Genomic DNA, 22808 nt, shown 5'->3' with positions numbered 1-22808 from the left:
TCTACCGCGATTTTTACTCATGGTAAAAAGATACACTTGCAGATTCGGTGAATAATTGTCAGCAGCGTCAAAAATTTCATTGACCTTTACTGACCATAACTTTATTATACAATTTTTTTTTCAGACTGCAAGGATTTCAGCTTTGATGACGGAAACAACTTTTCCCTGAAAAAAGAATCGTTTATAATGGAGAAGATGAAGAGGTGATAGAGATGAATGAAAATCGATTTGTTGAACAAATTGAACAGTTGCGCTCTGGAGAAATCGACGAATTGCTGGTAGAACAATCCGAATTTCTGCTATTTCGAGAAGCATGGTTAAAATTGGAAGACCGCATGAAATTTGTCGGCGAGGCTGGCTTGAATGGCAAGATCATCTATCGGTACCAACCATAAAAACAAATATAGGTTCATTTCAGTCGTTTTCTTAAGAGAAAACGGTTGTCTATCAGAGAAAAAAATGGTAATCTTAACAGTTGAAAGGGCGTTTTTTTGAGTCTGACAATTGACTGAGTCAAAAAAAGCCTTCACCACAAAAAAACCGTATCATAAAGGAGATTGATCAATATGGAAAAGAAAGATTTTCACGTAGTTGCTGAGACAGGGATTCACGCACGTCCAGCTACTTTATTAGTACAAACAGCAAGCAAATTCAACTCTGATATCAACTTGGAGTACAAAGGTAAATCAGTAAACCTTAAATCAATCATGGGCGTTATGTCTCTAGGTGTTGGTCAAGGTTCTGACGTTACAATCACTGCTGAAGGTGCTGACGAAGCAGATGCAATCGCTGCAATCGTTGAAACAATGAAAAAAGAAGGTTTGTCTGAATAATGGTTGAGATGCTAAAAGGAATTGCTGCTAGTGATGGTGTAGCCGTTGCCAAAGCCTACCTGTTAGTACAACCTGATTTATCTTTTTCAAAAGTAAATGTTGAAGATACGGCAGCAGAAGAAGCTCGTTTAGATGAAGCACTAGCAAAGTCAACAGCGGAATTGCAACAAATCCGTGACAAAGCAGCGCAATCTTTAGGCGAGGCAGAAGCACAAGTATTTGATGCTCATTTAATGGTTCTGTCAGATCCTGAAATGATCGGACAAATCAAACAAAACATGGCAGATAACAAAGTCAATGCAGAAGCTGCATTGAAAGAAGTCACTGACATGTATATCGGCATGTTTGAAGCAATGGATGACAATGCATACATGCAAGAACGTGCAGCGGACATCAAAGACGTTGCGAAACGTATCTTGGCACATTTGCTAAATGTGACGTTGCCAAATCCTTCAATGATCAACGAAGAAGTTGTTATCGTTGCTCACGATTTGACACCAAGTGATACTGCGCAATTAGACCGCAACTTCGTTAAAGCTTTTGTAACTGATATCGGGGGACGTACCTCTCACTCAGCAATCATGGCTCGATCTCTTGAAATTCCTGCAATCGTAGGATCAAAAGAAATCACAGCTAAAGTGAATGCTGGTGATATTCTGGCAGTTAACGGAATCTTAGGAGATGTTATCATCAATCCTACTGAAGACCAAGCTGCTGAATTTATTGAAGCAGGGAAAGCTTACGCGGAACAAAAAGCAGAATGGGAAAAATTGAAAGATGCTCAAACCGTTACAGCTGACGGCAAGCACTTTGAATTAGCTGCAAATATCGGAACGCCTAAAGATCTTGAAGGTGTTCACAACAATGGTGCAGAAGCTGTCGGTTTATACCGGACAGAATTCTTGTACATGGATTCTCCTGATTTTCCTACAGAAGATGACCAATATGAAGCATACAAAGCAGTTCTTGAAGGAATGGCTGGTAAACCAGTCGTTGTTCGTACAATGGACATCGGTGGGGACAAAGAACTTCCTTACTTGAAATTGCCACACGAAATGAACCCATTCTTAGGCTATCGTGCATTGCGTATCAGTTTGTCTGAGTTGGGTGACGGCATGTTCCGTACACAACTTCGTGCGCTGTTACGTGCTTCTGCTCACGGAAACTTGCGTATTATGTTCCCGATGGTGGCAACATTGAAAGAGTTCCGTACTGCGAAAAAAATGTACGAAGAAGAACGTCAAAAATTGATCGATGAAGGCGTAACTGTCTCTGAAGATATTCAAGTAGGTATCATGATCGAAATTCCTGCAGCAGCTGTCTTAGCTGACAAATTTGCCAAGGAAGTAGACTTCTTCAGTATTGGTACCAATGACTTGATCCAATACACAATGGCTGCAGACCGTATGAATGAACAAGTTTCATATCTTTACCAACCATATAACCCATCTATTCTACGTTTGATCAAAAACGTAATCGATTCAGCACATGCTGAAGGTAAATGGGCTGGTATGTGTGGAGAAATGGCCGGCGATCAAACTGCTGTGCCACTTCTAGTCGGTATGGGCTTAGATGAATTCTCTATGAGCGCAACTTCTGTACTTAAAACACGGAGCTTAATGAAACGCTTGTCAACAACTGACATGCAAGAATTAGCAAAACGTGCTTTGGAAGATTGCGATACGATGGAAGAAGTAGTGGAATTGATCAATCAATATGTAAAGTAGTTAAAAGTTAGCAGCAAGCGAATTCGCTTGCTGCTTTTTTATGGTCTGGGAGCGAACAGTTTTGTCATATTGTTTTGATGACCTTTGATAAACCAGCTTTTTGACGTATGATAGAAATCAATACAAAAACTAGGCCTTGAGTTGGAGGGTGTTCTCGTCTAGCTATGTTATACTAGATGTAACAGTTTAGAAGGAGGAATCTCGTTTGAAAGTACTTCTCTATTTTGAAAGTGAAAAGCTTTTAGAGAAATCTGGTATCGGCAGAGCACTTGAGCATCAGCAACGTGCACTGAGCAGTATCGGTGTTGAATATACATTAGACAAACAAGCTGAGGATTATGATATACTTCATATTAATACGTATGGGATCAATTCGTTGAATCAAATCAATAAAGCAAGGAAACAAGGCAAAAAGGTAATTTACCATGCGCATTCGACTGAAGAAGATTTTCGAAATTCATTTATCGGCTCAAACCAGTTATCGCCATTATACAAAAAATATTTGATCAATTTATATTCCCGAGCCGATCAATTGATAACCCCAACGCCCTACGCAAAAGAACTATTGGAAGGGTATGGCATCAAGGTACCGATCTGTGCGATCTCTAATGGGATTGATTTGGACAAATATCGTCCGGAACCAAAAAAAGAACAGGCTTTTCGCGACTATTTCCAATTGTCGGCGGATCAAAAAGTGATTATTTCTGTTGGCTTGTATTTTGAGAGAAAAGGAATTGTCGATTTTGTTGAGATTGCTCGCCGCATGCCAGAGTATACTTTTATTTGGTTTGGACATACACCTATGTATACGATCCCTAAAGCGGTTCGAGATCTCGTGAAAGAAAACCATCCTGAAAATGTTATTTTTCCTGGCTATATCAAAGGAGATGTCATTGAGGGGGCCTATTCTGGAGCAGATCTGTTTTTCTTTCCTTCCTATGAAGAAACAGAAGGGATCGTTGTGTTAGAGGCGCTTGCTAGTAAGCAGAAAGTTCTAGTGCGTGACATTCCTGTTTACCATGGTTGGTTGCAAGAGAATCACAATTCTTATATGGGACGGACAGTTGATGAGTTCGTTGAACAAATTGCTAACATCGTAGAAGGTCGTGTACCAGATCTGTCAGCTGCCGGCTATCAAGCAGCTGCAGAACGGAGTATTGAAGAAATTGGAAAAGAGTTAAAGAAAGTTTATCAAAGCGTTTTAGAAGAAAAACCCGTTGATTGACGGCAAGTTTGGAGGTACCGTTGTGAAAATCGGATTTTTTACAGACACATATTTTCCGCAAGTGAGCGGTGTAGCGACATCGATCAAAACATTAAAAGAAGAGTTGGAAAAGAAGGGCCATAAGGTCTATATCTTTACGACTACAGATCCAAATGCAGAAATGGATGAGGAAGATATCATTCGTATGCCTAGTGTGCCTTTCGTGTCTTTCAAAGACCGTAGAATCGTGGTGCGGGGCATGTGGTATGCCTATTTGATTGCGAAAGAGTTGGAACTAGAACTGATTCATACCCATACTGAATTTGGTGCGGGACTACTGGGAAAAATGGTGGGTCGAAAACTACAGATTCCTGTGATTCATACCTATCATACAATGTATGAAGATTATCTGCATTATATTGCGAAAGGAAAAGTTTTGCGACCTACACACGTAAAGTATTTCTCTCGTCTGTTTGCCAATCATTCTACTGGGGTTGTCTGCCCGAGTGAACGGGTCATCGATACACTACGCAGTTATGGCGTTGTGTCGCCGATGCGCATCATTCCCACTGGTATTGAGGTAGAGAAATTTTGCCGCCCGGATATCACTCTGGAAATGAAACGAGCCTTGCGTCAAGAATTGGCGATTGAAGAAGACCAGCCAATGTTATTATCATTGAGTCGTATTTCTTATGAGAAAAATATCCAAGCGATCGTTGATGGACTGCCTGATATTCTAGCAGAAATTCCTTCAGCCAAATTAGTGATCGTGGGCAAAGGGCCTTACAAAGAAAAATTGGAAGAAAAAGTTCAAGAAATGAACTTGTCTGACCATGTTCATTTTGTTGGAGAGGTTGCAAATGATGAAGTCGCCATCTATTATCATGCAGCAGATTTCTTCGTCAGTGCTTCTACTTCAGAGACACAAGGACTGACGTATACAGAAGCAATGGCAGCAGGTACGCCTTTAGTCGTTGAAGGCAATGATTATTTAAATACATTGATCGATGATCCATCTCTTGGTGTGACCTTTGACACCGATCAAGATTTTGCTTCTGCATTTATTCATTATTATCAACAGCAGATTCCTAGGGATGAAAGTGTCTTAGCACGAAAAATGTATGAAATCTCTGCGGCACACTTTGGTGAATCGATGCTTTCTTTTTACCATGATATGATCGCTTACTATGAGACAGAACGTCTAGACAAGGAAACCGAAGAAACATTGAAAAAATTCAAAGTCAAATTGAAATCATTTAAACGAACAATTGATTAAACATTATTGCAGTCAAGTTCACGTTTTTAGCGTATACTAAAGACGTGAATTTTTTTATTTTTGGAGGTATGACTATGAAGCTAGGTTTTATTGGAACGGGTGTCATGGGCCAATCAATGGTCGGTCACTTTTTAGCAAGCGGACATCATGTAAATGTGTATAATCGTACAAAAAGCAAAACAGACGAATTAGTCGCTAAAGGAGCGGTTTGGTGTGATACGCCTGAAATAGTTGCTGCTGAAAGTGAAGTTGTTTTCACAATGGTCGGCTATCCTGCAGATGTTGAGGAAGTTTACTATGGAGAAAAGGGAATTTTTCAAACCGATGTCGCGGCAAAATATTTAGTTGACTTTACAACTAGTACGCCAAAATTAGCAGAACAAATCTATCAAACGGCAAAAGAGCAAGGTGCGGCAAGTATTGATGCGCCAGTTTCTGGTGGTGACCTTGGAGCAAAAAATGGAACGTTGACGATAATGGCGGGTGGTGACGAGGAAGCCTATCAAAAAGTTGAACCACTATTTGAGATTGTCGGAAAAACGTGTCATCTTCATGGCTCTGCCGGCAAAGGCCAGCACACAAAAATGGCCAATCAGATCATGATTGCTGGCACGATGACTGGAATGACTGAGATGCTCGTCTATGCCGATAAAGCAGGTTTAGAACTTCCGCAAGTCATTGAGACATTATCTGGTGGCAGCGCCGCAAACTGGTCATTGGCCAACTACAGCCCCCGTATTTTGAAAGAAGATTATTCACCTGGTTTTTTTGTCAAACATTTTATCAAAGATTTAGGTATCGCACTTGATGAAGCAGCGAAAATGGGACTGGATTTGCCAAGTACGGCTTTGGCAAAAAAAATGTACGATCGCTTAGCGGAAGCTGGCTATGAAAGTGATGGGACTCAAGCCCTGATTAAGCTTTGGTGGCAAGATGGAAAAAAATCTTAAAATGACAAAATAAATTGTAAAAAATCAATGCAAGATAGAATATGATTTGATACAATATAACGGACAGAAAAAGGAGGCTTACGAATGAAAAGTTCGCAATTAGTCGCTATCATCAAACGTTTAGAAGCGATGGTCGAAGCGCAAGACAACGAGGTTCAAGTTCGCCGTTTCGAAAAAGAAGGCGTAGAAAAATGCACAGTGACCTACGATAACACCACAGAAACGTTTGAGTTAACGGAAGCAGAGTCAAGTCAGCCTTATCAATTTGATAATATTGATATTGTAGCCATGGAAATTTATGATTTGATCCAATAAACGTATCAGCGGTCAGATGAAAAATGCCATACGCATTGCCAGCGTTCCTTAAAGAGGAACGCTGGTTTTTTGTTGCAATCATTTGAGCGTTTAGGTATTTGAGAGCACAAAATTTAATTGTCTTAACTGGCGCAAAATTATATGTAGAGGGTCAAGGTCTGTTGGCAGCAATCGTTTAGCTGTTGTTAAAGGTGCTGGAACAAAAGCATCAGAGGTTGATACAACTTCGCTATGAATGATTTGTCCAAAAGAGAGTTGATAGACTTTTACTTGTGATGAATCGGCAGCAAGAGAAGCTTCAAGAGAGGTTTCAAGAGGAATCTCAAAACGAACTTCTGGGAGAGCGATCAGAGTATTCACCTCGAGAATTTCTCGATAAAAGGATTGAAGCAATTTTTTTTGGTACAGTAGTTGATCAGCCTGTTCAAAAAGTAACTGTTCCGCAAAATAATGCAATCGTTGGTCGAGATAACGAAATATTGTCTTGCTTTCTGCACGAAAGAAAAGTTTCAGCTCATTCAGTTTTTCTTCCAAAGGAATAGTTTGCATCAACGGCAACTGTTTGGACAACGAGAGAAGTTTATAAGGATTGACAGAAGGTAATTGATACGTTTCTGTCAATATCTCAATGATTTCCGGCAATTGCTTGGATCGGCGAAAAGGTCCTATTGCATCCTCTGCTGCCTCATTTGTTCGAACGATGTTTCCTGCATCAAAGCGGATGTATTGGTAATTAAGAAAGTTGGTCATTTGACGGTTATAAATGGGACGATGTTGCTGAATCAACTGACATTCTATCAATAGCGCATCGAGTTCTGTGTCTACGAAAATTGTTTCGAAATCTACGACATTGTGAACTAAACGCAGAATCTTGTTTGTATGCTGTGTATTTTTGCGAAAATAAGAAGAAACTCGTTGTTTCAATTGCTTAGCTTTTCCAACATACAGAATTCCGCCATGAGAATCTTTCATTAAATAAATCCCAGGTTTTTGGGGTAACGCATTTGCTTTTTGCTTTAAGTATTCGATCCGTGCGTTGATGTCCATCACCTCATTTCTACACTGCAACGATACCAAAATTTAAGGTGCAGAACAAGTGATGTTCTGACACGATAATCATTTTCGTGAAATGATGGAAGAAATCTTTGATAATCAAAATAATTTTTAACTACACGATTCTCTGGTAATTGTCAACTTAAGAACTTGTGAAGGTTAGAAAAGCGTACTGAAAATAAAAATGCGCTTAAAAAAAATAAAAATCAAAAAATTTTCTTGCAATTCTCTAAAAGTTACTTTATAGTTTGACTATCAAATGATTTGATTATCAAACTATTCGGATGGTGAAAGATATGGAACCAAATTTAGAAACGGTCAACGACTATTTAGTCAGTGTCTTCAATGACATTCTCGTGATCGAAGAATCAGAATTAAAGAAATCACAATTTAAAGATCTTTCAATCACAGAAATGCATACGATTGAAGCAATCGGCATGTACAAGAAGAAAACAACTTCAGAAGTCGCTAAAGAGCTTTCTATTACTGTTGGGACCCTCACCATTGCAATCAATCGTTTGGTTAAAAAAGAATATGTAGAACGCATTCGCAGTGAAGACGATCGACGCGTAGTCAAACTTGCGTTGACAAAAAAAGGCAAATTGCTTTATCGGGTACATCAACATTTTCACCGTGAGATGGTCAAAGGCGTTCTAAGCCAGATGTCTACGGATGAAGAGCAAGCTTTACTTAAAGCCTTAAAAAATCTGCATGACTTTTTACAAGATTATAAGTGAGTGTAACGGATGAATATGTTTGGAAAGATTACCGCAACAGCAAGCTATGTTCCTGAACAAATCGTGACGAATCAGCAACTTTCAGAAATTATGGATACATCAGATGACTGGATTTTTTCACGTACAGGAATCAAAGAACGTCGAATTAGTAATGGAGAAAATACTTCCGATTTATGTACGAATGTTGCTACGAAACTTTTGGCATCAAGGGGACTTGCTCCAGATGAATTGGACTTTATCCTAGTAGCGACCATCACTCCGGATTTCAATACACCGGCAGTTGCTTGCCAAGTTCAAGGGAATATTGGCGCCCATCAAGCTTTTGCTTTTGATATCAGCGCAGCTTGTGCCGGATTTGTTTATGCATTGTCTTTAGCAGAAAAATTGATTCGGACCGGTTCTAAAAAAGGGCTCGTCATTGGCGGTGAAGTGCTGTCAAAGGTCTTGGATTGGGAAGATCGTTCAACCGCAGTTTTATTTGGAGACGGGGCAGGCGGGGTGCTTTTAGAAGCAACCAACCATCAGCATCTCTTGAAGGAATCGCTGCAGTCTGATGGAACCAGAGGACTCTCTCTGACATCAGGTTTTGTTGAAAATAAGAATCCTTACGGAAGTTCGTCAACCCAATACAGTGCTTGTATGCAGATGGTTGGTCGTGAAATTTTTGATTTTGCGACACGCGATGTCGTTCAATCCATTCATGCAATCAGTGAGCATGAATCGGTAGATTATTACTTGTTGCATCAGGCCAATTCCCGAATCTTAGATAAAGTGGCTCGGAAATTAAAGGTCCCGCGACATAAGTTTTTGCAAAATATGCAATTTTATGGCAATACTTCAGCCGCTTCAATTCCGATTTTGTTAGATGAAGAAGTGAAACGCGGCACGCTGTCTTTAGGCAGCGGACAAAAAGTGGTGTTCTCAGGTTTCGGCGGCGGATTAGCATGGGGGACCATGCTGGCAGCTTTATAGCCTGTTCACAATCAATATTGAAGAAAACACATTGGAGGAATATACACATGGTATTCGAAAAAATTCAAGAAATCGTAGCAGAAGAATTAGGAAAAGAAAAAGAAGAAATCAAATTAAACACAAACATTCAAGAGGATCTTGAAGCAGACAGCTTAGACCTTTTCCAAATCATTAACGAGATCGAAGATGAATTCGATGTAAAAATCGAAACTGAAGACGGCATCAAAACTGTCGAAGATCTAGTTAAATACGTTGAAAAACAACAAGCATAAAAAACGAGGCTAGGCAAACAGCCTAGCCTTTCCTTGTAATAGAAAGAGTGTGTTTCACTCGCTGAGATCTGCGAGTGAAGATGCCATTTTCTCCAAAATCTTTCAGTTCAAAAAAGGAGTTTAAAATGAAAACAGCATTTTTATTCAGCGGTCAAGGAGCCCAATATGTAGGAATGGGTCAGGAGTTATATCAGCAAGAATCAAGTGTTCAACAAACCTTTGCGGAAGCAAGTGAGATGCTCGGCTATGATATGACTGAACTATGTTTTAATGAAAATGACCGTTTGAATCAAACTGAATATACGCAGCCAGCCATTTTAACCGTCAGTGTGGCTTTTTGGCGTTTGTTAAAAGAAAAAGGTCTCCAGGCCGATGCTTTGGCTGGTTTGAGCTTAGGTGAATATTCCGCATTAGTAGCAAGCGGCGCATTAGACTTTCAAACTGCTGTAGCCCTCGTGCAAAAACGCGGCAAGTTTATGGCAAATGCCGCACCACAGGGTGTGGGTAAAATGGTCGCTGTGATGAATACTCCGGCTGAAACCATTGAGGCGATTTGTAAAGAAGCTAGCCAAGTAGGGATCGTTTCGCCAGCTAATTACAATACGCCGCAGCAAATTGTCATCGGTGGGGAAGTAGCTGCGGTTGACCAAGCCGTTCAGTTATTGCAAGCGGCGGGAGCCAAACGAATGATTCCATTAAATGTCAGCGGCCCTTTCCATACGAAACTTTTAGAACCCGCTTCTAAACAACTTGCTCAAGAGCTGGCGAAAATTGAAATCAAAGATTTACAGGTGCCGGTGATCAGCAACACGACTGCGAAACCGATGAAACAAGAACAAGTCAAAGAATTATTAGAGAAGCAAGTCAAATCACCTGTGCGTTTTTATGAAAGCATCGAGCAGTTGAAACAAATGGGAATTGAGCAGATGATCGAGATCGGTCCCGGAAAAGTATTGACCGGTTTTTTGAAAAAAATCGACAAAACCATTGCTGCTTCGAGAGTGGAAGATGCTCAAACACTTTTTGACACACTTTCAAGGTTTGATTAGGAGGAATTTATGGAACTGACAAATAAAAATGTCTTTATTACTGGTAGTTCAAGAGGGATTGGCTTTGGCATTGCAGAAGCATTTGCCAAAGAAGGAGCCAATATCGTATTGAATGGGCGGAAAGAGATACCTCAAACTCTTATAGAGACGATTACCCGTTTTGGTGTGAAATGCATCGCAGTCAACGGTGATATATCCGAATACGATCAAGCTGTTTCGATGCTTGCACAAGCGGAAGCTGAATTAGGACCGATCCACATTTTAGTCAACAACGCAGGAATCACCAATGACAAGTTATTGTTGCGCATGAAACCAGAAGAATTTGAAAGTGTATTGAAGATCAATTTGACTGGAACCTTCAACATGACGCAAGTAGCTCTCAAAAAGATGATGAAACTACGCGAAGGACGTATCATTAATTTGACTAGTGTCGTAGGATTGACTGGCAACATTGGTCAAGCAAATTATGCAGCAAGTAAAGCTGGCGTGATTGGTTTTACCAAATCAGTTGCCCGCGAAGGAGCGGCTAGAGGCATTACCTGTAATGCGATCGCACCAGGATTTATTGAAACGGAGATGACCGCAGTTCTTTCTGATAAGGTAAAAGAACAATCGATCAATAATATTCCGTTGCAGCGATTTGGTGCTGTAGAAGATGTCGCAAAAGCTGCGGTTTTTTTGGCCCAAAGCGCTTATATCACAGGTCAAGTAGTCAGCGTAGATGGCGGAATGGCCATGCAAGGATAGAAAGGAGATACTTATGAATCGAGTAGTTATTACAGGATACGGTGTGACTTCCCCAATTGGGAATGATCCAGAAACATTTTTAGCTAGTTTGCAAAATGGAACCAATGGGATTGGCCCCATCACCAAATTTGACGCCAGTGGAACAGGGATTTCAGTAGCAGCTGAAGTCAAAGAGTTTCCACTAGAAAAATACTTTGTCAAAAAAGATACGAAACGGATGGATCTTTTTTCGATTTATGGGATCTATGCTGCCCTTGAAGCAATGAAAATGGCGGGTTTGAATTCTGAAGCGTTAGATGCCGATCGATTCGGTGTCATGGTCGGATCAGGTATTGGAGGTTTGCCAACTATTCAAGACCAAGTGATTCGAATGCATGAAAAAGGTGCAAATCGTGTGTCTCCAATGTTTGTGCCCATGTCGATCGTCAACATGGTGGCAGGAAACATTGCATTGCGTGTGGGGGCAAAAGGCATTTGTACAACTACGGTCTCTGCTTGTGCATCCGGTACTCATTCGATTGGTGAGGCTTTCCGCAATATCAAACATGGTTATGCAGACGTGATGATTGCTGGCGGATCTGAATCAACGATTTGTGAGATTGGTATCGCTGGTTTTGCTTCTTTAACGGCATTAACAACGGAATCTGATCCAGACAAAGCATCCACACCATTTGACAAAAACCGCAGCGGGTTTGTGATGGGAGAAGGTGCTGGGGTTTTGATTCTAGAATCATTTGAACATGCCCAAAAGCGCGGAGCGAAGATTCTCGGGGAAGTTGTTGGCTATGGTGCCAATTGTGATGCCTACCATATGACTGCACCGAATCCTGACGGTTCAGGTGCTGGAAAAGCAATGAAACTCGCGATGTCTGAAGCAGCGATCACTCCAGCCGAAGTTGGCTATATCAATGCTCACGGAACAAGCACACCAGCTAATGATGTAGCTGAAGCTACATCGATCCAATATGGTTTAGGGGACGACTATCGCAAACCTTACGTCAGCAGTACAAAATCTATGACAGGACATCTATTGGGGGCAGCAGGAGGAATCGAAGCAATTGCCTCGCTTTTAGCCTTGCAGCATCAATTTATTCCACCGACCATCAATGTTCGTGAACAAGATCCTGAAATCGACTTAAATATTGTGAAAAACCAAAGCCAGCCAGCAGAAATTACGTATGCAATGAGTAACTCACTAGGTTTTGGTGGACACAATGCAGTCATCTTATTGAAACGTTGGGAGGAAGCTTAATTGGAAACAAATGAAATCAAGGATCTGCTTTCCCAATTTGATCAGTCCTCTTTGACTGAATTGCAGCTCAAAAAAGAAAACATCGAACTTTATTTTAATAAAAATTCGTTCAGTGGCCGTCAAGTATCATCCGAGAGTTCAGATGTCAAAGTTGAAAGCATCCCTGCAGCTGCACCAGTACCAAGCGTACAACCAACAGCTGCTGGAACCTTCGAGGTTAGTTCAGAGCCAATTATGGCGGGAACGGAGATCGTTTCACCTTTAGTGGGTGTGGTTTACTTAAAACCTAGTCCTGAACAAAGCCAATTCAAACAAATCGGCGATTCTGTCAAAAAAGGGGATGTCCTTTGTATCGTTGAAGCAATGAAAGTAATGAATGAAATTGTTAGCGATGTTGATGGCGAATTAGTTGAAATCTTAGTTGAAAATGAGCAGATCGTTGAATACGATCAACCATTATTCCGTGTGAAAGAAGGGTAAGCTATGTCAGTTATGTCAATTCAAGAAATCAAAGAAATCATTCCACATCGCTATCCTATGCTCTTAGTGGATCGCATTGAAGAACTAGAAGAAGGAAAACGGGTGGTAGCAAAGAAGAACGTGACCATCAACGAACCTTTTTTTCAAGGCCATTTTCCTCATGAACCAGTCATGCCTGGTGTATTGATCGTTGAAGCAATGGCCCAAGCGGGGGCAGTTGCACTCTTGTCTTTACCGGATTTTCGAGGTAAAACCGCTTATTTCGGCGGACTTGATAAAGCAAAATTCCGCAAAAAAGTAACACCAGGAGATACATTGATCTTAGAAGTAGAAATACTCAAGGTAAAATCTGCAGCAGGAATCGGCAAAGGGATTGCCTATGTTGATGGCAAAAAAGTTGCAGAAGCAGAACTTACCTTCATGATTGGATAGGTGAAAAATGTTTTCTAAAGTATTGATAGCTAACCGTGGTGAGATCGCTGTTCGCATTATACGTGCTTGCCGCGAACTTGGGATTCAAACGGTCGCAGTTTATTCAGAAGCAGATAAAGAAGCGTTACATGCAGAACTTGCCGATGAAGCCATTTGTATTGGCCCGGCGAAAGCAGCAGACTCTTATTTGAATGTGCAACAAATATTAAGCGCCGCGATCGTTACCAAAGCTGAAGCCATCCATCCCGGATTTGGTTTCTTATCAGAAAATAGCCGTTTTGCATCTATGTGTGAAGAATGCAATATTGTCTTTATTGGTCCTAAGAGTGAAACAATCGATGCAATGGGGAACAAAATCAATGCCCGACGGTTGATGATCGAAGCACAAGTGCCAGTGATCCCCGGCAGTCAAGGAGCGATTTCTGATGTGAAAGAAGCATTGACGATCGCTGAAGAAATTGGCTATCCAGTGATGCTTAAAGCAGCAGCAGGCGGTGGTGGTAAAGGCATACGTAAAGTATTGACAAAAGAAGAATTGCCGCAGCATTTTTCTTCCGCTCAGCAAGAAGCAAAAGCCGCTTTTGGTAATGATGAAATGTATATTGAGAAAATCGTGTATCCCGCAAGACATATCGAAGTCCAAGTTTTAGGAGATTCTTTTGGGAATATCATTCACTTGGGCGAGCGGGATTGTTCTTTACAACGGAACAATCAAAAAGTTTTGGAAGAATCGCCATCGGTCGTAATATCAGCTAGTAAACGTCAAGAACTAGGAGCTGCAGCAGTTCGCGCCGCTCAGGCTGTTGGCTATCGCAATGCTGGTACAATCGAATTTCTGATGGATGAAGCTGGCGAATTCTATTTCATGGAAATGAATACTCGCATCCAGGTCGAACATCCGATCACAGAAATGGTGACCAATATCGATCTCGTAAAAAAACAAATTGAGATTGCTAGCGGCGAACCGCTGGATATCAAACAAGAAGATGTCAAAATGCAAGGTGCTGCCATCGAGTGTCGTATCAATGCGGAAAATCCAGCCTTTAATTTTGCTCCTTCCCCTGGAAAAATTCATAATTTATTTTTACCTGGAGGAGGTCTGGGCGTTCGTGTGGATAGTGCCATGTACTCTGGATATACGATTCCTCCTTACTATGATTCGATGATTGCAAAGGTCATCGTTCATGGAGAAAATCGATTTGAAGCATTGATGAAAATGCAGCGAGCTTTGGCTGAATTAGTGACTGAGGGTGTAGTGACGAATGCAGAATTCCAAATGGATCTGATCGGTCATCCAAAAGTGATTGCCGGAGACTACAACACAGCCTTTTTACAAGAGGAATTCTTGCCAAACTGGACGCCTGAACAATAGGAGGGAAGAGAATGGCTTTATTTAAAAAGAAGAATTACATTCGCATCAATCCTAATCGCGGCCAGGCACCTGCCAATGAACCAACAGTGCCCGACAATCTTTGGGCGAAATGTCCCAGCTGTAAACGGACCTTATATACTAAAGAAATGGGCGCAGAAAAAGTCTGTCCTCATTGCGGCTATAATTTCCGTATCAGTGCCTGGGAAAGAATCGCATTAACGATCGACGAAAAAAGCTTGGAAGAATGGGATACAGATGTGAAAACAGAAGATCCTCTCAACTTTCCTGATTATCTCGAAAAAATAGCTTCCGTACAGGAAAAAACTGGTCTCCATGAAGCCGTGTTAACTGGAGAAGCGACAATCAATCAGCAACCTGTGGCAATAGGAATCATGGATTCCAACTTTATTATGGGAAGTATGGGAACTGTCGTAGGTGAAAAAATCACTCGATTGTTTGAGCGAGCGCTTGCGAAGAACTTACCCGTTGTATTATTCACTGCTTCTGGTGGTGCACGGATGCAAGAAGGGATTTTTTCATTGATGCAGATGGCTAAGATCTCTGCAGCAGTGAAGCGTCATAGTGAAGCCGGTTTATTTTATTTGACAGTCTTGACAGATCCAACTACCGGAGGCGTAACAGCAAGTTTTGCAATGGAAGGAGATGTGATTCTCGCTGAACCTCAGGCATTGATTGGGTTTGCGGGGAGACGAGTGATCGAACAAACGATTCGACAAGAACTGCCAGAAGACTTCCAAAAAGCAGAGTTCTTGTTGGAACATGGTTTTGTCGATCAAATCGTTCCACGGACACAATTAAGGGAACGAATTTCCCAATTGCTTAAATTGCATACGACAAAGGGGTGGATGACAAATGATTGAAGCGGCACATGAGATCGTTGAGTTAGCCCGCAGCAAAGATCGTTTGACGGCACTTGATTACTTTGAACATGTTTTTAGCGATTTTCAGGAATTCCATGGGGATCGTCTCTATGCCGATGATGAAGCTGTTGTGGGCGGGGTCGCTGCCTTAGATGGGAAACCTGTGACAGTGATCGGTATCCAAAAAGGGCGGAACCTGCCAGAGAACCTTCGACGAAATTTTGGTGCTCCTCATCCAGAAGGTTACCGAAAAGCGTTGCGGCTAATGAAACAAGCGGAGAAATTTCAACGGCCTGTTATCACATTGATCAATACAGCAGGTGCCTATTGCGGCGTCGGCGCTGAAGAGCGTGGCGAAGGAGAAGCGATTGCGCGCAATCTCTTAGAAATGTCAGATTTAAAAGTACCAATCTTGGCAATAATTATTGGCGAAGGCGGCAGTGGTGGAGCTTTGGCATTGGCTTTAGGGGATGAAGTATGGATGATGGAACATTCTATCTATGCGATTTTATCCCCGGAAGGCTTTGCATCGATCCTCTGGAAAGATGGAAGCCGTGCGAAAGAAGCTGCCGGACTCATGAAAATAACAGCGCAAGAGTTGCACAAGCTTGGAGTGATCGAAAAAGTGATTCCCGAGACCATCGACGGTGAACTGTTGTCGAAAGAGACAGTGATCGCGGAAATGCGATCGGCAATCACCAAAAAGATCGCTGCTCTCGCACAAAAGAATATAGACCAACTCCTTGCTGAGCGCTATCAGCGTTTTCGCAAATTTTAATCATAAGTTTGATATCAATGTCGATTTTTGATCCGTCATTGATTTCAAGCTTTTTTATTTGTCCTTGTGAAATTTCTCTAATATAATAAACATCAGCAGATAGTTGTTTGAAATTCAATAACATTGTGGTATTATGTATATATTCTGAATAAAGATGGGAATATATGCATAATTATTTATTTTATAAGGGGAGAAAACAAATGAAGAAATTGATGAGTGGATTTATAACAGTTGCTGCTTTATTAACTTTAGCTGCATGTGGGAATGGTGGATCATCAAGCACTGATTCGTCAAAAAAAGGAGAGCAAAATCAGCTAGAAGCTATCAAGTCTGCTGGTGTATTAAATGTAGCGACATCAGCTGATTTTGCACCTTTTGAGTTCCATGCTTTGATTGATGGCAAAGACCAAATCGTCGGCGCGGACATTGATCTGGTAAATGAAATCGCCAAAGAATTAGGCGTCAAAGTCAATGTAATGGACTTAGAGTTCAATGCTGTTCTAACTGCATTGAGCCAAGGAAAAGCGGATATTGCGGTTTCTGGGATCTCAGCAACTGATGAAAGAAAACAAACATTTGATTTTACTGACAACTACTTTACACCTGAACAAAAAATCGTGATTAAAAAGGACAATACGGATGCATTGTCTGCAATCGATGACTTTTCAGGAAAGAAGGTAGGCGCCCAAAAAGGATCGATCCAAGAGGCTGTGGTTCAAAACCAATTAGCTGACTCACAATTGGTTTCGATTGCGAAAGTGCCTAACTTGATCAATGAATTGAAACAAGGATCGATCGATGGGCTAGTACTTGAAAGTGCCGTTGCAGACTCATATGTTGCTCAAAATGATGATTTGGCAGTGGCTGACATTGCTTTGGAAGCTTCACCAGATGATTCTTATGCTATCGCTCTACCAAAAGGCAGCACAGAATTAAAAGATGAATTGAACCGTATTTTGAAAGAATTGAATGATAAAGGGACAATTAATGAATACGTTCAAAAGAATACAGACTTAGCCAACGAAAATGCGGCTGAATAGATCGGAGTAGTAAATTTATGGATTTTTCCTTCTTGTCGACTTATTATCCTTACTTTATCTCAGGGGTATTGATTACGATTGTCATCTCCATTATTACAGTGATCCTAGGCACCATCCTCGGAATCACCTTTGCATTGATGAAGTTATCAAAAGTAAAACCATTACGCTGGATCGCTAATACGTATATCGAAGTGTTACGGGGAACACCGATGCTGGTTCAGATATTGATTGCATTTGGTTTATTGCAGGGGCTATTCTCACTGCCGACGATTTCGTTTGGTGTGTTGAATCTTGACTTTGGACGACTATTTCCAGGGATTATCGCCCTTTCATTGAACTCAGGGGCTTACGTTGCTGAAATCGTTCGTGGTGGTATCAATGCAGTCGATTTTGGTCAATCAGAAGCAGCTGGTTCGCTAGGATTGCGTCCTGCACAAGCGATGCGGTATGTTATTTTACCTCAAGCTTTGCGTAATATCTTGCCTCCTCTAGGAAACGAGTTTATTGTTTTGATCAAAGACTCTTCTTTGTTATCTACTATCGGTATCTACGAATTGATGAATAGCGCACAAATTGTTGTGACAAGTTCGTATCAGCCATTAACTCCTTTATATGTTGCCGCTGTAATTTACTTTATTTTAACGTTTACCACCTCCCGCTTGTTGAATCTATGGGAGAAAAAACTCGGCAAAGGTTACCGGCGATAGGAGGAAAAAAGATGGATACAATGATCGAAGTAAAGAATTTACACAAAACATTTGGAACAAATCAGGTGCTTAAAGGTATCAATACTGAAATCAAAAAAGGTGAGGTCGTTGTTGTGATTGGACCTTCCGGATCGGGAAAGAGTACTTTTTTACGCTGCTTGAATTTGTTAGAAGAACCAACAAGCGGCAATATTTACTTTAAAGGGACGGACATTACTGACAAAAAAAATGATATTTATCAAATGCGGGAAAAATTAGGCATGGTTTTTCAAAACTTTAACCTCTTCCCCAATCTGACAGTAATGGATAATATTACATTGTCGCCAATCAAAGTAAAAAAAATGTCTAAAGAAGACGCTCGGAAAATCGGAGAGAAACTGTTGACTGACGTAGGGTTGCCGGATAAAGCAAAAGCTTATCCCCAAAGCTTATCCGGAGGACAAATGCAACGGATCGCTATTGCTCGCGCATTGGCGATGCAGCCAGAAGTGATGTTGTTTGACGAACCGACATCGGCGTTAGACCCGGAAATGGTCGGTGAGGTATTGAGTGTCATGCAGCGTTTGGCTCAAGAAGGGATGACGATGGTGATCGTTACCCATGAAATGGGATTTGCCAAAGAGGTTGGCGACCGCGTTCTTTTCATGGACCAAGGGGTCATTATGGAAGAGGGGACTCCTGCTCAAATATTTGATGCACCGCAAAATCCGCGGACAATCGATTTTCTGGCAAAAGTCTTATGATCTTTTTTAGACCATGAAGTTGGTTAGTGTGATGTGCGTTCATATCGGTCAAGATGAAAAACAATGAATTGTCTGAACGATTCTTGAGGAAGGAAGCTGCAGAAGTAATCTGCATTGATTGCTCACTCCTCTGATCGTTCGGCTTTTTTATTTTTTAAAGAAAGTAGCAGTGGATGATCCGTTGCTTTTTTCAACTAGATGAAAATCTATTGCTGAGAGTTGTAGCTCAGTCTAGTATTTCACACGATTCTATTGTATAATTACAGGTTGAAAGTAGCATTATAAGTAGGATGCCTTTAAATAATCATCAGTGACCCTGTGGGGACTGATTGACGACTTGTCAGCTGACAAGCTGTTTTTATCTAGACGTGTCAACAAATTGACTATTTTTGTCACATGAATAAAAGAATCAAGGAGAATCTATGTTTTCAAAATTTAAACCGACTTGGATGGTCGATGCCATCTATCAGATCACTCCCCATCAACTTAAGAAGCAAGGCATCAAAGCTGTTCTAACTGACCTTGATAATACCCTGATTGCTTGGAATGACCCTGACGGTAGTGAAGAGCTAAAAAATTGGTTGTTAGAAATGAAGAATGCGGGAATCCCGGTGATTGTCGTTTCAAACAATAATAGTGAACGGGTCGCACGGGCAGTGGCGCCCTTTGGTTTGCAATACGTCCATCGAGCATTGAAACCTTTTTCTCGTGGCATCAAGCAAGGATACCGCCAACTCGGCTTGCAAAAAGAAGATGTTGTGATGATCGGTGATCAAATCATGACCGACATTCAAGGTGCTAATCGAGCAGGGGTCCGTAGTATCTTAGTGAAGCCGATCATTAATACGGATTCATGGAAAACACAATTCAACCGTTTGCTGGAGCGAAGAATTATGAAGTATTTATTGAAACACAATCCAGAAATGAAATGGCGAGGTGGAATTTGATAATGAATGAAGAAATGATTCATTGTATTGGCTGTGGCGCGCTGATCCAGACAGAAAATCCAACAGAGCTTGGTTATACACCGCTCTCTGCATTAGAGAAAGGGTTAGAAACCGGAGAAGTCTATTGCCAACGCTGTTTCCGCTTGCGACATTACAATGAAATCCAAGATGTCTCGCTGACAGACGATGATTTTCTGCGTTTACTGAACGAACTCGGTCAAAAAGATGCATTAATCGTAAATGTAGTGGATATCTTTGATTTTAACGGTTCGTTGATTCCAGGACTTCATCGTTTTGTGGGAGACAATCCTGTGTTGCTAGTGGGCAATAAAGTGGATATCTTGCCAAAGTCATTGAAGAAATCAAAAATGACCCAATGGATGAGAGAGCGTGCCCATGAAGCAGGGCTGCGTCCAATCGATGTTTTATTGACAAGTGCAAAAAAAGCCGCCGAAATGACTGAATTGTTACAGGCGATCGATCATTATCGAGAAGGTCGAGATGTCTATGTGGTAGGTGTTACGAATGTTGGTAAGTCGACATTGATCAATCAAATCATCAAACAGACGGCTGGAGTCCAAGAATTGATTACTACTTCTCGTTTTCCAGGGACAACCCTTGATAAAATCGAAATTCCTCTCGACGACGGTCACTTTTTGATCGACACTCCAGGGATCATCCACCGACATCAGATGGCTCATTACCTTGGAAAGAAAGATTTAAAAATCGTGGCGCCGAATAAGGAAATCAAACCGAAAAGCTACCAATTGAATGCTGGCCAAACACTCTTTTTCGGAGGAGTGGCACGTTTTGACTTTATTCAAGGAGAGCGCAGCTCATTCATTGCTTATGTAGCAAATGATGTGGTACTGCATCGCACGAAGTTAGAAAAAGCTGATGCTTTTTATCAAAAACATGTTGGTGGTCTTTTACAACCGCCTCGTCCTGATGAGTTAGCTGATTTTCCGGAGTTAGTTCGCTTTGAATTTTCGATCAAAGAAAAAACAGATATTGTTTTTGCAGGTTTAGGATGGATCACAGTCACAAAACCAGGAGTTGTTGCTGGTTGGGCACCCAAAGGCGTTGATGTGATCAAACGGAAAGCATTAATTTAAAGGAAGAAGGCAGAACATGGAATTACGAGGAAAACAAAAGCGGTTTTTACGCAGTGAAGCGCATCATTTAACACCGATTTTTCAGATTGGCAAAGGCGGGTTGAATGAGGCAATGATCAATCAAATCGAAGAAGCGCTAGAAAAAAGAGAATTGATCAAGGTATCTTTATTGCAAAATACCGACGAAGTGGCGGAGGACGCTGCTACAGCAATCAGTGAAGCGATTCAATGCGAGGTTGTTCAAATCATTGGACGCGTGATTGTGTTATTCAAACCATCTACAAAAGAAAAATATCAAAAAATCTCTGTAAACGTACGTTCATTATAGGAGTGATTTGACATGCAAGGAAATTCGTTTGGCAAAGTTCAGACCTTATATACAACAGAAGCGGCTTATCAAGCGCCTAAAAAACAAGTGGGCATACTGGGGGGGAATTTCAACCCCGTTCACTATACCCACTTGGTCATGGGTGAAGAAGTTGGGCAAGCTTTGGGCTTGGATAAAGTCTATTTTATGCCTGAGTATCTTCCGCCGCATGTCGATGAAAAAAAGACGATCCCGGCTGCTCACCGACTGGCAATGTTACAGTTAGCGATTGCGGATAATCCCCGATTTGCGATTGAAGACATTGAATTGAAACGCAAAGGGAAAAGCTATACTTTTGATACAATGAAGGAACTGACTGAAAAGAACCCTGATACAAGTTATTACTTTATTATTGGCGGCGACATGGTACAATACTTGCCGAAGTGGCATCGGATTGATGAATTGATGGAGTTGGTCACCTTCGTCGGGGTTCGTCGTCCTAGCTATCCCGTTGAAACACCCTATCCGATCATTTGGATCGATGTGCCTTTGATGGATATCAGCTCCACAATAATTCGTAAGAAAGTGCAACAAGGATGCTCGATTCGCTACTTATTGCCGGAAAATGTGTTAAACTATATTCAAGAAAAGGGGCTGTATCTGGATGAATAGCCAACAGTATACGCCTGCTGAACGCGAATTATTGATGCAGGAAGTACAAATGCATATGAGCCAAAAACGATTTCAGCATGTACTAGGGGTAGAAAAAACGGCTGTCGCATTGGCTGAAAAATTCGGTGCTTCACCGGAAAAAGCCAGTATCGCTGCGCTGACTCATGATTATGCCAAAGAGCGTCCAGATGAAGAATTCCAGCTTGTCATTCGGCGAGATGGTTTTGATCTGGATTTGCTCAATTGGAGCAATGCTATTTGGCATGGTATTGTGGGAGCCGATTTTGTTCAGCGAGAGTTAGGCATCGATGACGAAGAGATCCTACAAGCCATTCGTATCCATACGACTGGCGCTGCAGAAATGAGTTTGTTGGATAAGATCATTTACGTTGCCGATTATATCGAACCTGGTCGATCATTTCCTGGTGTGAAAGAAGCCCGTGAATTAGCTATGATTGATCTTGACGCTGCAGTAGCTTACGAAACGAAACATACATTGCTTTATTTGATTGAAAAGGAAGCACCAATTTATCCCAAGACGATTGAAACATACAATCATTGGGTCGCAAACCATTAGGAGGGAATTACCATAGATAGCCAGAGAATTTTAGAAATTGCTGTTAAAGCAGCAGATTCAAAACATGCCGAAGATATTATGGCATTAGACGTTCGTGAAATTTCATTATTAGCCGATTACTTTGTGATTTGTTCAGGGAACAGTGAAAGACAAATCAATGCCATCATTGATGAAGTTCTTGACAAAGAAGAAGAAAACCAAGTGGAGGTTCGCCGTGTTGAAGGAAAAGATGGTGGTAAATGGGTCTTGATTGATCTTGGTGATGTCATCGTTCACGTTTTCAACGCTTCAGAACGTGCGTTTTATAATTTAGAAAAATTATGGTCAGATGCACCGCTTGTTGATCTGAACGAATGGGTCGTGGCTTAAT

The 22808-nt window shown here is 41.3% G+C and carries 28 protein-coding genes; 27 read left to right on the top strand and 1 reads right to left on the bottom strand.

What is annotated here, in order from left to right; all coding sequences use genetic code 11:
* Positions 1–212: 212 nt before the first annotated feature.
* The 7 genes from IGJ28_RS12395 to IGJ28_RS12365 all read left to right on the top strand — a co-directional run bounded on the left by IGJ28_RS12395 (position 213) and on the right by IGJ28_RS12365 (position 6305).
* Entirely contained in the window at positions 213–395 is a 183-nt protein-coding gene (locus IGJ28_RS12395) for a hypothetical protein (RefSeq protein WP_005471251.1), read from the top strand.
* Between the two features lie 171 nt (positions 396–566).
* Entirely contained in the window at positions 567–833 is a 267-nt protein-coding gene (locus IGJ28_RS12390; RefSeq protein WP_003126335.1) for a phosphocarrier protein HPr, read from the top strand.
* Positions 833–2560 carry a phosphoenolpyruvate--protein phosphotransferase gene (ptsP, locus tag IGJ28_RS12385; protein WP_003126336.1) on the top strand — a complete coding sequence of 576 codons (1728 nt, stop codon included), beginning with the start codon at positions 833–835 and terminating at the stop codon, positions 2558–2560. The genes IGJ28_RS12390 and ptsP overlap by 1 nt, the downstream gene beginning before the upstream one ends.
* Before the next feature lie 205 nt (positions 2561–2765).
* Complete coding sequence (locus IGJ28_RS12380; protein WP_252711365.1) at positions 2766–3785, top strand: glycosyltransferase; 1020 nt, start codon at positions 2766–2768, stop codon at positions 3783–3785.
* A gap of 22 nt (positions 3786–3807) precedes the next feature.
* Positions 3808–5040 carry a glycosyltransferase family 4 protein gene (locus IGJ28_RS12375; protein ID WP_252711364.1) on the top strand — a complete coding sequence of 411 codons (1233 nt, stop codon included), beginning with the start codon at positions 3808–3810 and terminating at the stop codon, positions 5038–5040.
* 74 nt (positions 5041–5114) lie between these two features.
* Complete coding sequence (locus IGJ28_RS12370; protein WP_208774013.1) at positions 5115–5990, top strand: NAD(P)-dependent oxidoreductase; 876 nt, start codon at positions 5115–5117, stop codon at positions 5988–5990.
* 84 nt (positions 5991–6074) lie between these two features.
* On the top strand, positions 6075–6305 hold the full coding sequence (locus IGJ28_RS12365) for a YkuJ family protein (RefSeq protein ID WP_003126341.1): 231 nt from the start codon (positions 6075–6077) through the stop codon (positions 6303–6305).
* A 90-nt stretch (positions 6306–6395) separates the two neighbouring features.
* Here IGJ28_RS12365 and IGJ28_RS12360 read toward each other — a convergent pair whose 3' ends face one another.
* Positions 6396–7352: a GIY-YIG nuclease family protein gene (locus tag IGJ28_RS12360; protein WP_252711363.1), complete on the bottom strand. Its 957-nt coding sequence runs from the start codon at positions 7350–7352 to the stop codon at positions 6396–6398.
* Between the two features lie 302 nt (positions 7353–7654).
* Between IGJ28_RS12360 and fabT the strand changes: the two genes are divergently transcribed.
* From fabT to rsfS, 20 genes are all read left to right on the top strand, one after another.
* Positions 7655–8095: a fatty acid biosynthesis transcriptional regulator FabT gene (gene fabT, locus IGJ28_RS12355; protein WP_005471259.1), complete on the top strand. Its 441-nt coding sequence runs from the start codon at positions 7655–7657 to the stop codon at positions 8093–8095.
* A gap of 9 nt (positions 8096–8104) precedes the next feature.
* A complete protein-coding gene (locus tag IGJ28_RS12350) occupies positions 8105–9067 on the top strand; it encodes a beta-ketoacyl-ACP synthase III (RefSeq protein ID WP_029486739.1) in 963 nt (320 codons plus the stop codon).
* A 47-nt stretch (positions 9068–9114) separates the two neighbouring features.
* Positions 9115–9339 (top strand): acyl carrier protein, encoded by a 225-nt coding sequence (locus IGJ28_RS12345; protein WP_003126345.1) that lies wholly within the window; start codon positions 9115–9117, stop codon positions 9337–9339.
* A gap of 125 nt (positions 9340–9464) precedes the next feature.
* The gene (gene fabD, locus IGJ28_RS12340) at positions 9465–10388 is read left to right on the top strand and encodes an ACP S-malonyltransferase (RefSeq protein WP_252711362.1); all 924 of its coding nucleotides are present in this window, start codon (positions 9465–9467) and stop codon (positions 10386–10388) included.
* A 9-nt stretch (positions 10389–10397) separates the two neighbouring features.
* A complete protein-coding gene (fabG, locus tag IGJ28_RS12335) occupies positions 10398–11135 on the top strand; it encodes a 3-oxoacyl-[acyl-carrier-protein] reductase (RefSeq protein ID WP_003126347.1) in 738 nt (245 codons plus the stop codon).
* Positions 11136–11148: 13 nt separating this feature from the next.
* Complete coding sequence (gene fabF / locus IGJ28_RS12330) at positions 11149–12387, top strand: beta-ketoacyl-ACP synthase II (protein ID WP_003126348.1); 1239 nt, start codon at positions 11149–11151, stop codon at positions 12385–12387.
* Entirely contained in the window at positions 12388–12867 is a 480-nt protein-coding gene (gene accB, locus IGJ28_RS12325; protein WP_252711361.1) for an acetyl-CoA carboxylase biotin carboxyl carrier protein, read from the top strand.
* 12 nt (positions 12868–12879) lie between these two features.
* Entirely contained in the window at positions 12880–13299 is a 420-nt protein-coding gene (fabZ, locus tag IGJ28_RS12320; RefSeq protein WP_029486743.1) for a 3-hydroxyacyl-ACP dehydratase FabZ, read from the top strand.
* A 7-nt stretch (positions 13300–13306) separates the two neighbouring features.
* Complete coding sequence (locus tag IGJ28_RS12315) at positions 13307–14671, top strand: acetyl-CoA carboxylase biotin carboxylase subunit (RefSeq protein WP_003126352.1); 1365 nt, start codon at positions 13307–13309, stop codon at positions 14669–14671.
* 11 nt (positions 14672–14682) lie between these two features.
* Positions 14683–15552, top strand: coding sequence for an acetyl-CoA carboxylase, carboxyltransferase subunit beta (accD, locus tag IGJ28_RS12310; protein WP_081132187.1), 870 nt, complete (start codon positions 14683–14685; stop codon positions 15550–15552).
* Positions 15545–16330 (top strand): acetyl-CoA carboxylase carboxyl transferase subunit alpha, encoded by a 786-nt coding sequence (locus IGJ28_RS12305; RefSeq protein WP_003126354.1) that lies wholly within the window; start codon positions 15545–15547, stop codon positions 16328–16330. Before accD ends, IGJ28_RS12305 begins: the two co-directional genes overlap by 8 nt.
* 200 nt (positions 16331–16530) lie before the next feature.
* Positions 16531–17370 carry a transporter substrate-binding domain-containing protein gene (locus IGJ28_RS12300; RefSeq protein ID WP_252711360.1) on the top strand — a complete coding sequence of 280 codons (840 nt, stop codon included), beginning with the start codon at positions 16531–16533 and terminating at the stop codon, positions 17368–17370.
* Positions 17371–17387: 17 nt separating this feature from the next.
* A complete protein-coding gene (locus IGJ28_RS12295; RefSeq protein ID WP_005471270.1) occupies positions 17388–18077 on the top strand; it encodes an amino acid ABC transporter permease in 690 nt (229 codons plus the stop codon).
* An 11-nt stretch (positions 18078–18088) separates the two neighbouring features.
* Positions 18089–18820, top strand: coding sequence for an amino acid ABC transporter ATP-binding protein (locus IGJ28_RS12290; protein WP_301554791.1), 732 nt, complete (start codon positions 18089–18091; stop codon positions 18818–18820).
* 422 nt (positions 18821–19242) lie between these two features.
* Positions 19243–19767 carry a YqeG family HAD IIIA-type phosphatase gene (locus IGJ28_RS12285; RefSeq protein WP_003126357.1) on the top strand — a complete coding sequence of 175 codons (525 nt, stop codon included), beginning with the start codon at positions 19243–19245 and terminating at the stop codon, positions 19765–19767.
* A gap of 2 nt (positions 19768–19769) precedes the next feature.
* Complete coding sequence (yqeH, locus tag IGJ28_RS12280; protein ID WP_003126358.1) at positions 19770–20882, top strand: ribosome biogenesis GTPase YqeH; 1113 nt, start codon at positions 19770–19772, stop codon at positions 20880–20882.
* A 16-nt stretch (positions 20883–20898) separates the two neighbouring features.
* Entirely contained in the window at positions 20899–21210 is a 312-nt protein-coding gene (gene yhbY, locus IGJ28_RS12275) for a ribosome assembly RNA-binding protein YhbY (RefSeq protein WP_252711359.1), read from the top strand.
* A 12-nt stretch (positions 21211–21222) separates the two neighbouring features.
* Positions 21223–21861 (top strand): nicotinate-nucleotide adenylyltransferase, encoded by a 639-nt coding sequence (locus tag IGJ28_RS12270; protein WP_003126360.1) that lies wholly within the window; start codon positions 21223–21225, stop codon positions 21859–21861.
* The gene (gene yqeK, locus IGJ28_RS12265; protein WP_081132189.1) at positions 21854–22438 is read left to right on the top strand and encodes a bis(5'-nucleosyl)-tetraphosphatase (symmetrical) YqeK; all 585 of its coding nucleotides are present in this window, start codon (positions 21854–21856) and stop codon (positions 22436–22438) included. Before IGJ28_RS12270 ends, yqeK begins: the two co-directional genes overlap by 8 nt.
* 27 nt (positions 22439–22465) lie before the next feature.
* Positions 22466–22807, top strand: coding sequence for a ribosome silencing factor (gene rsfS, locus IGJ28_RS12260; protein ID WP_071870132.1), 342 nt, complete (start codon positions 22466–22468; stop codon positions 22805–22807).
* The last annotated feature ends 1 nt before the right edge of the window (position 22808 follow it).

Source organism: Enterococcus sp. AZ091 (genome assembly GCF_051714805.1).
Lineage (GTDB): Bacteria > Bacillota > Bacilli > Lactobacillales > Enterococcaceae > Enterococcus_D > Enterococcus_D gallinarum.
This window is presented reverse-complemented; position numbering and strand designations above follow the sequence as displayed.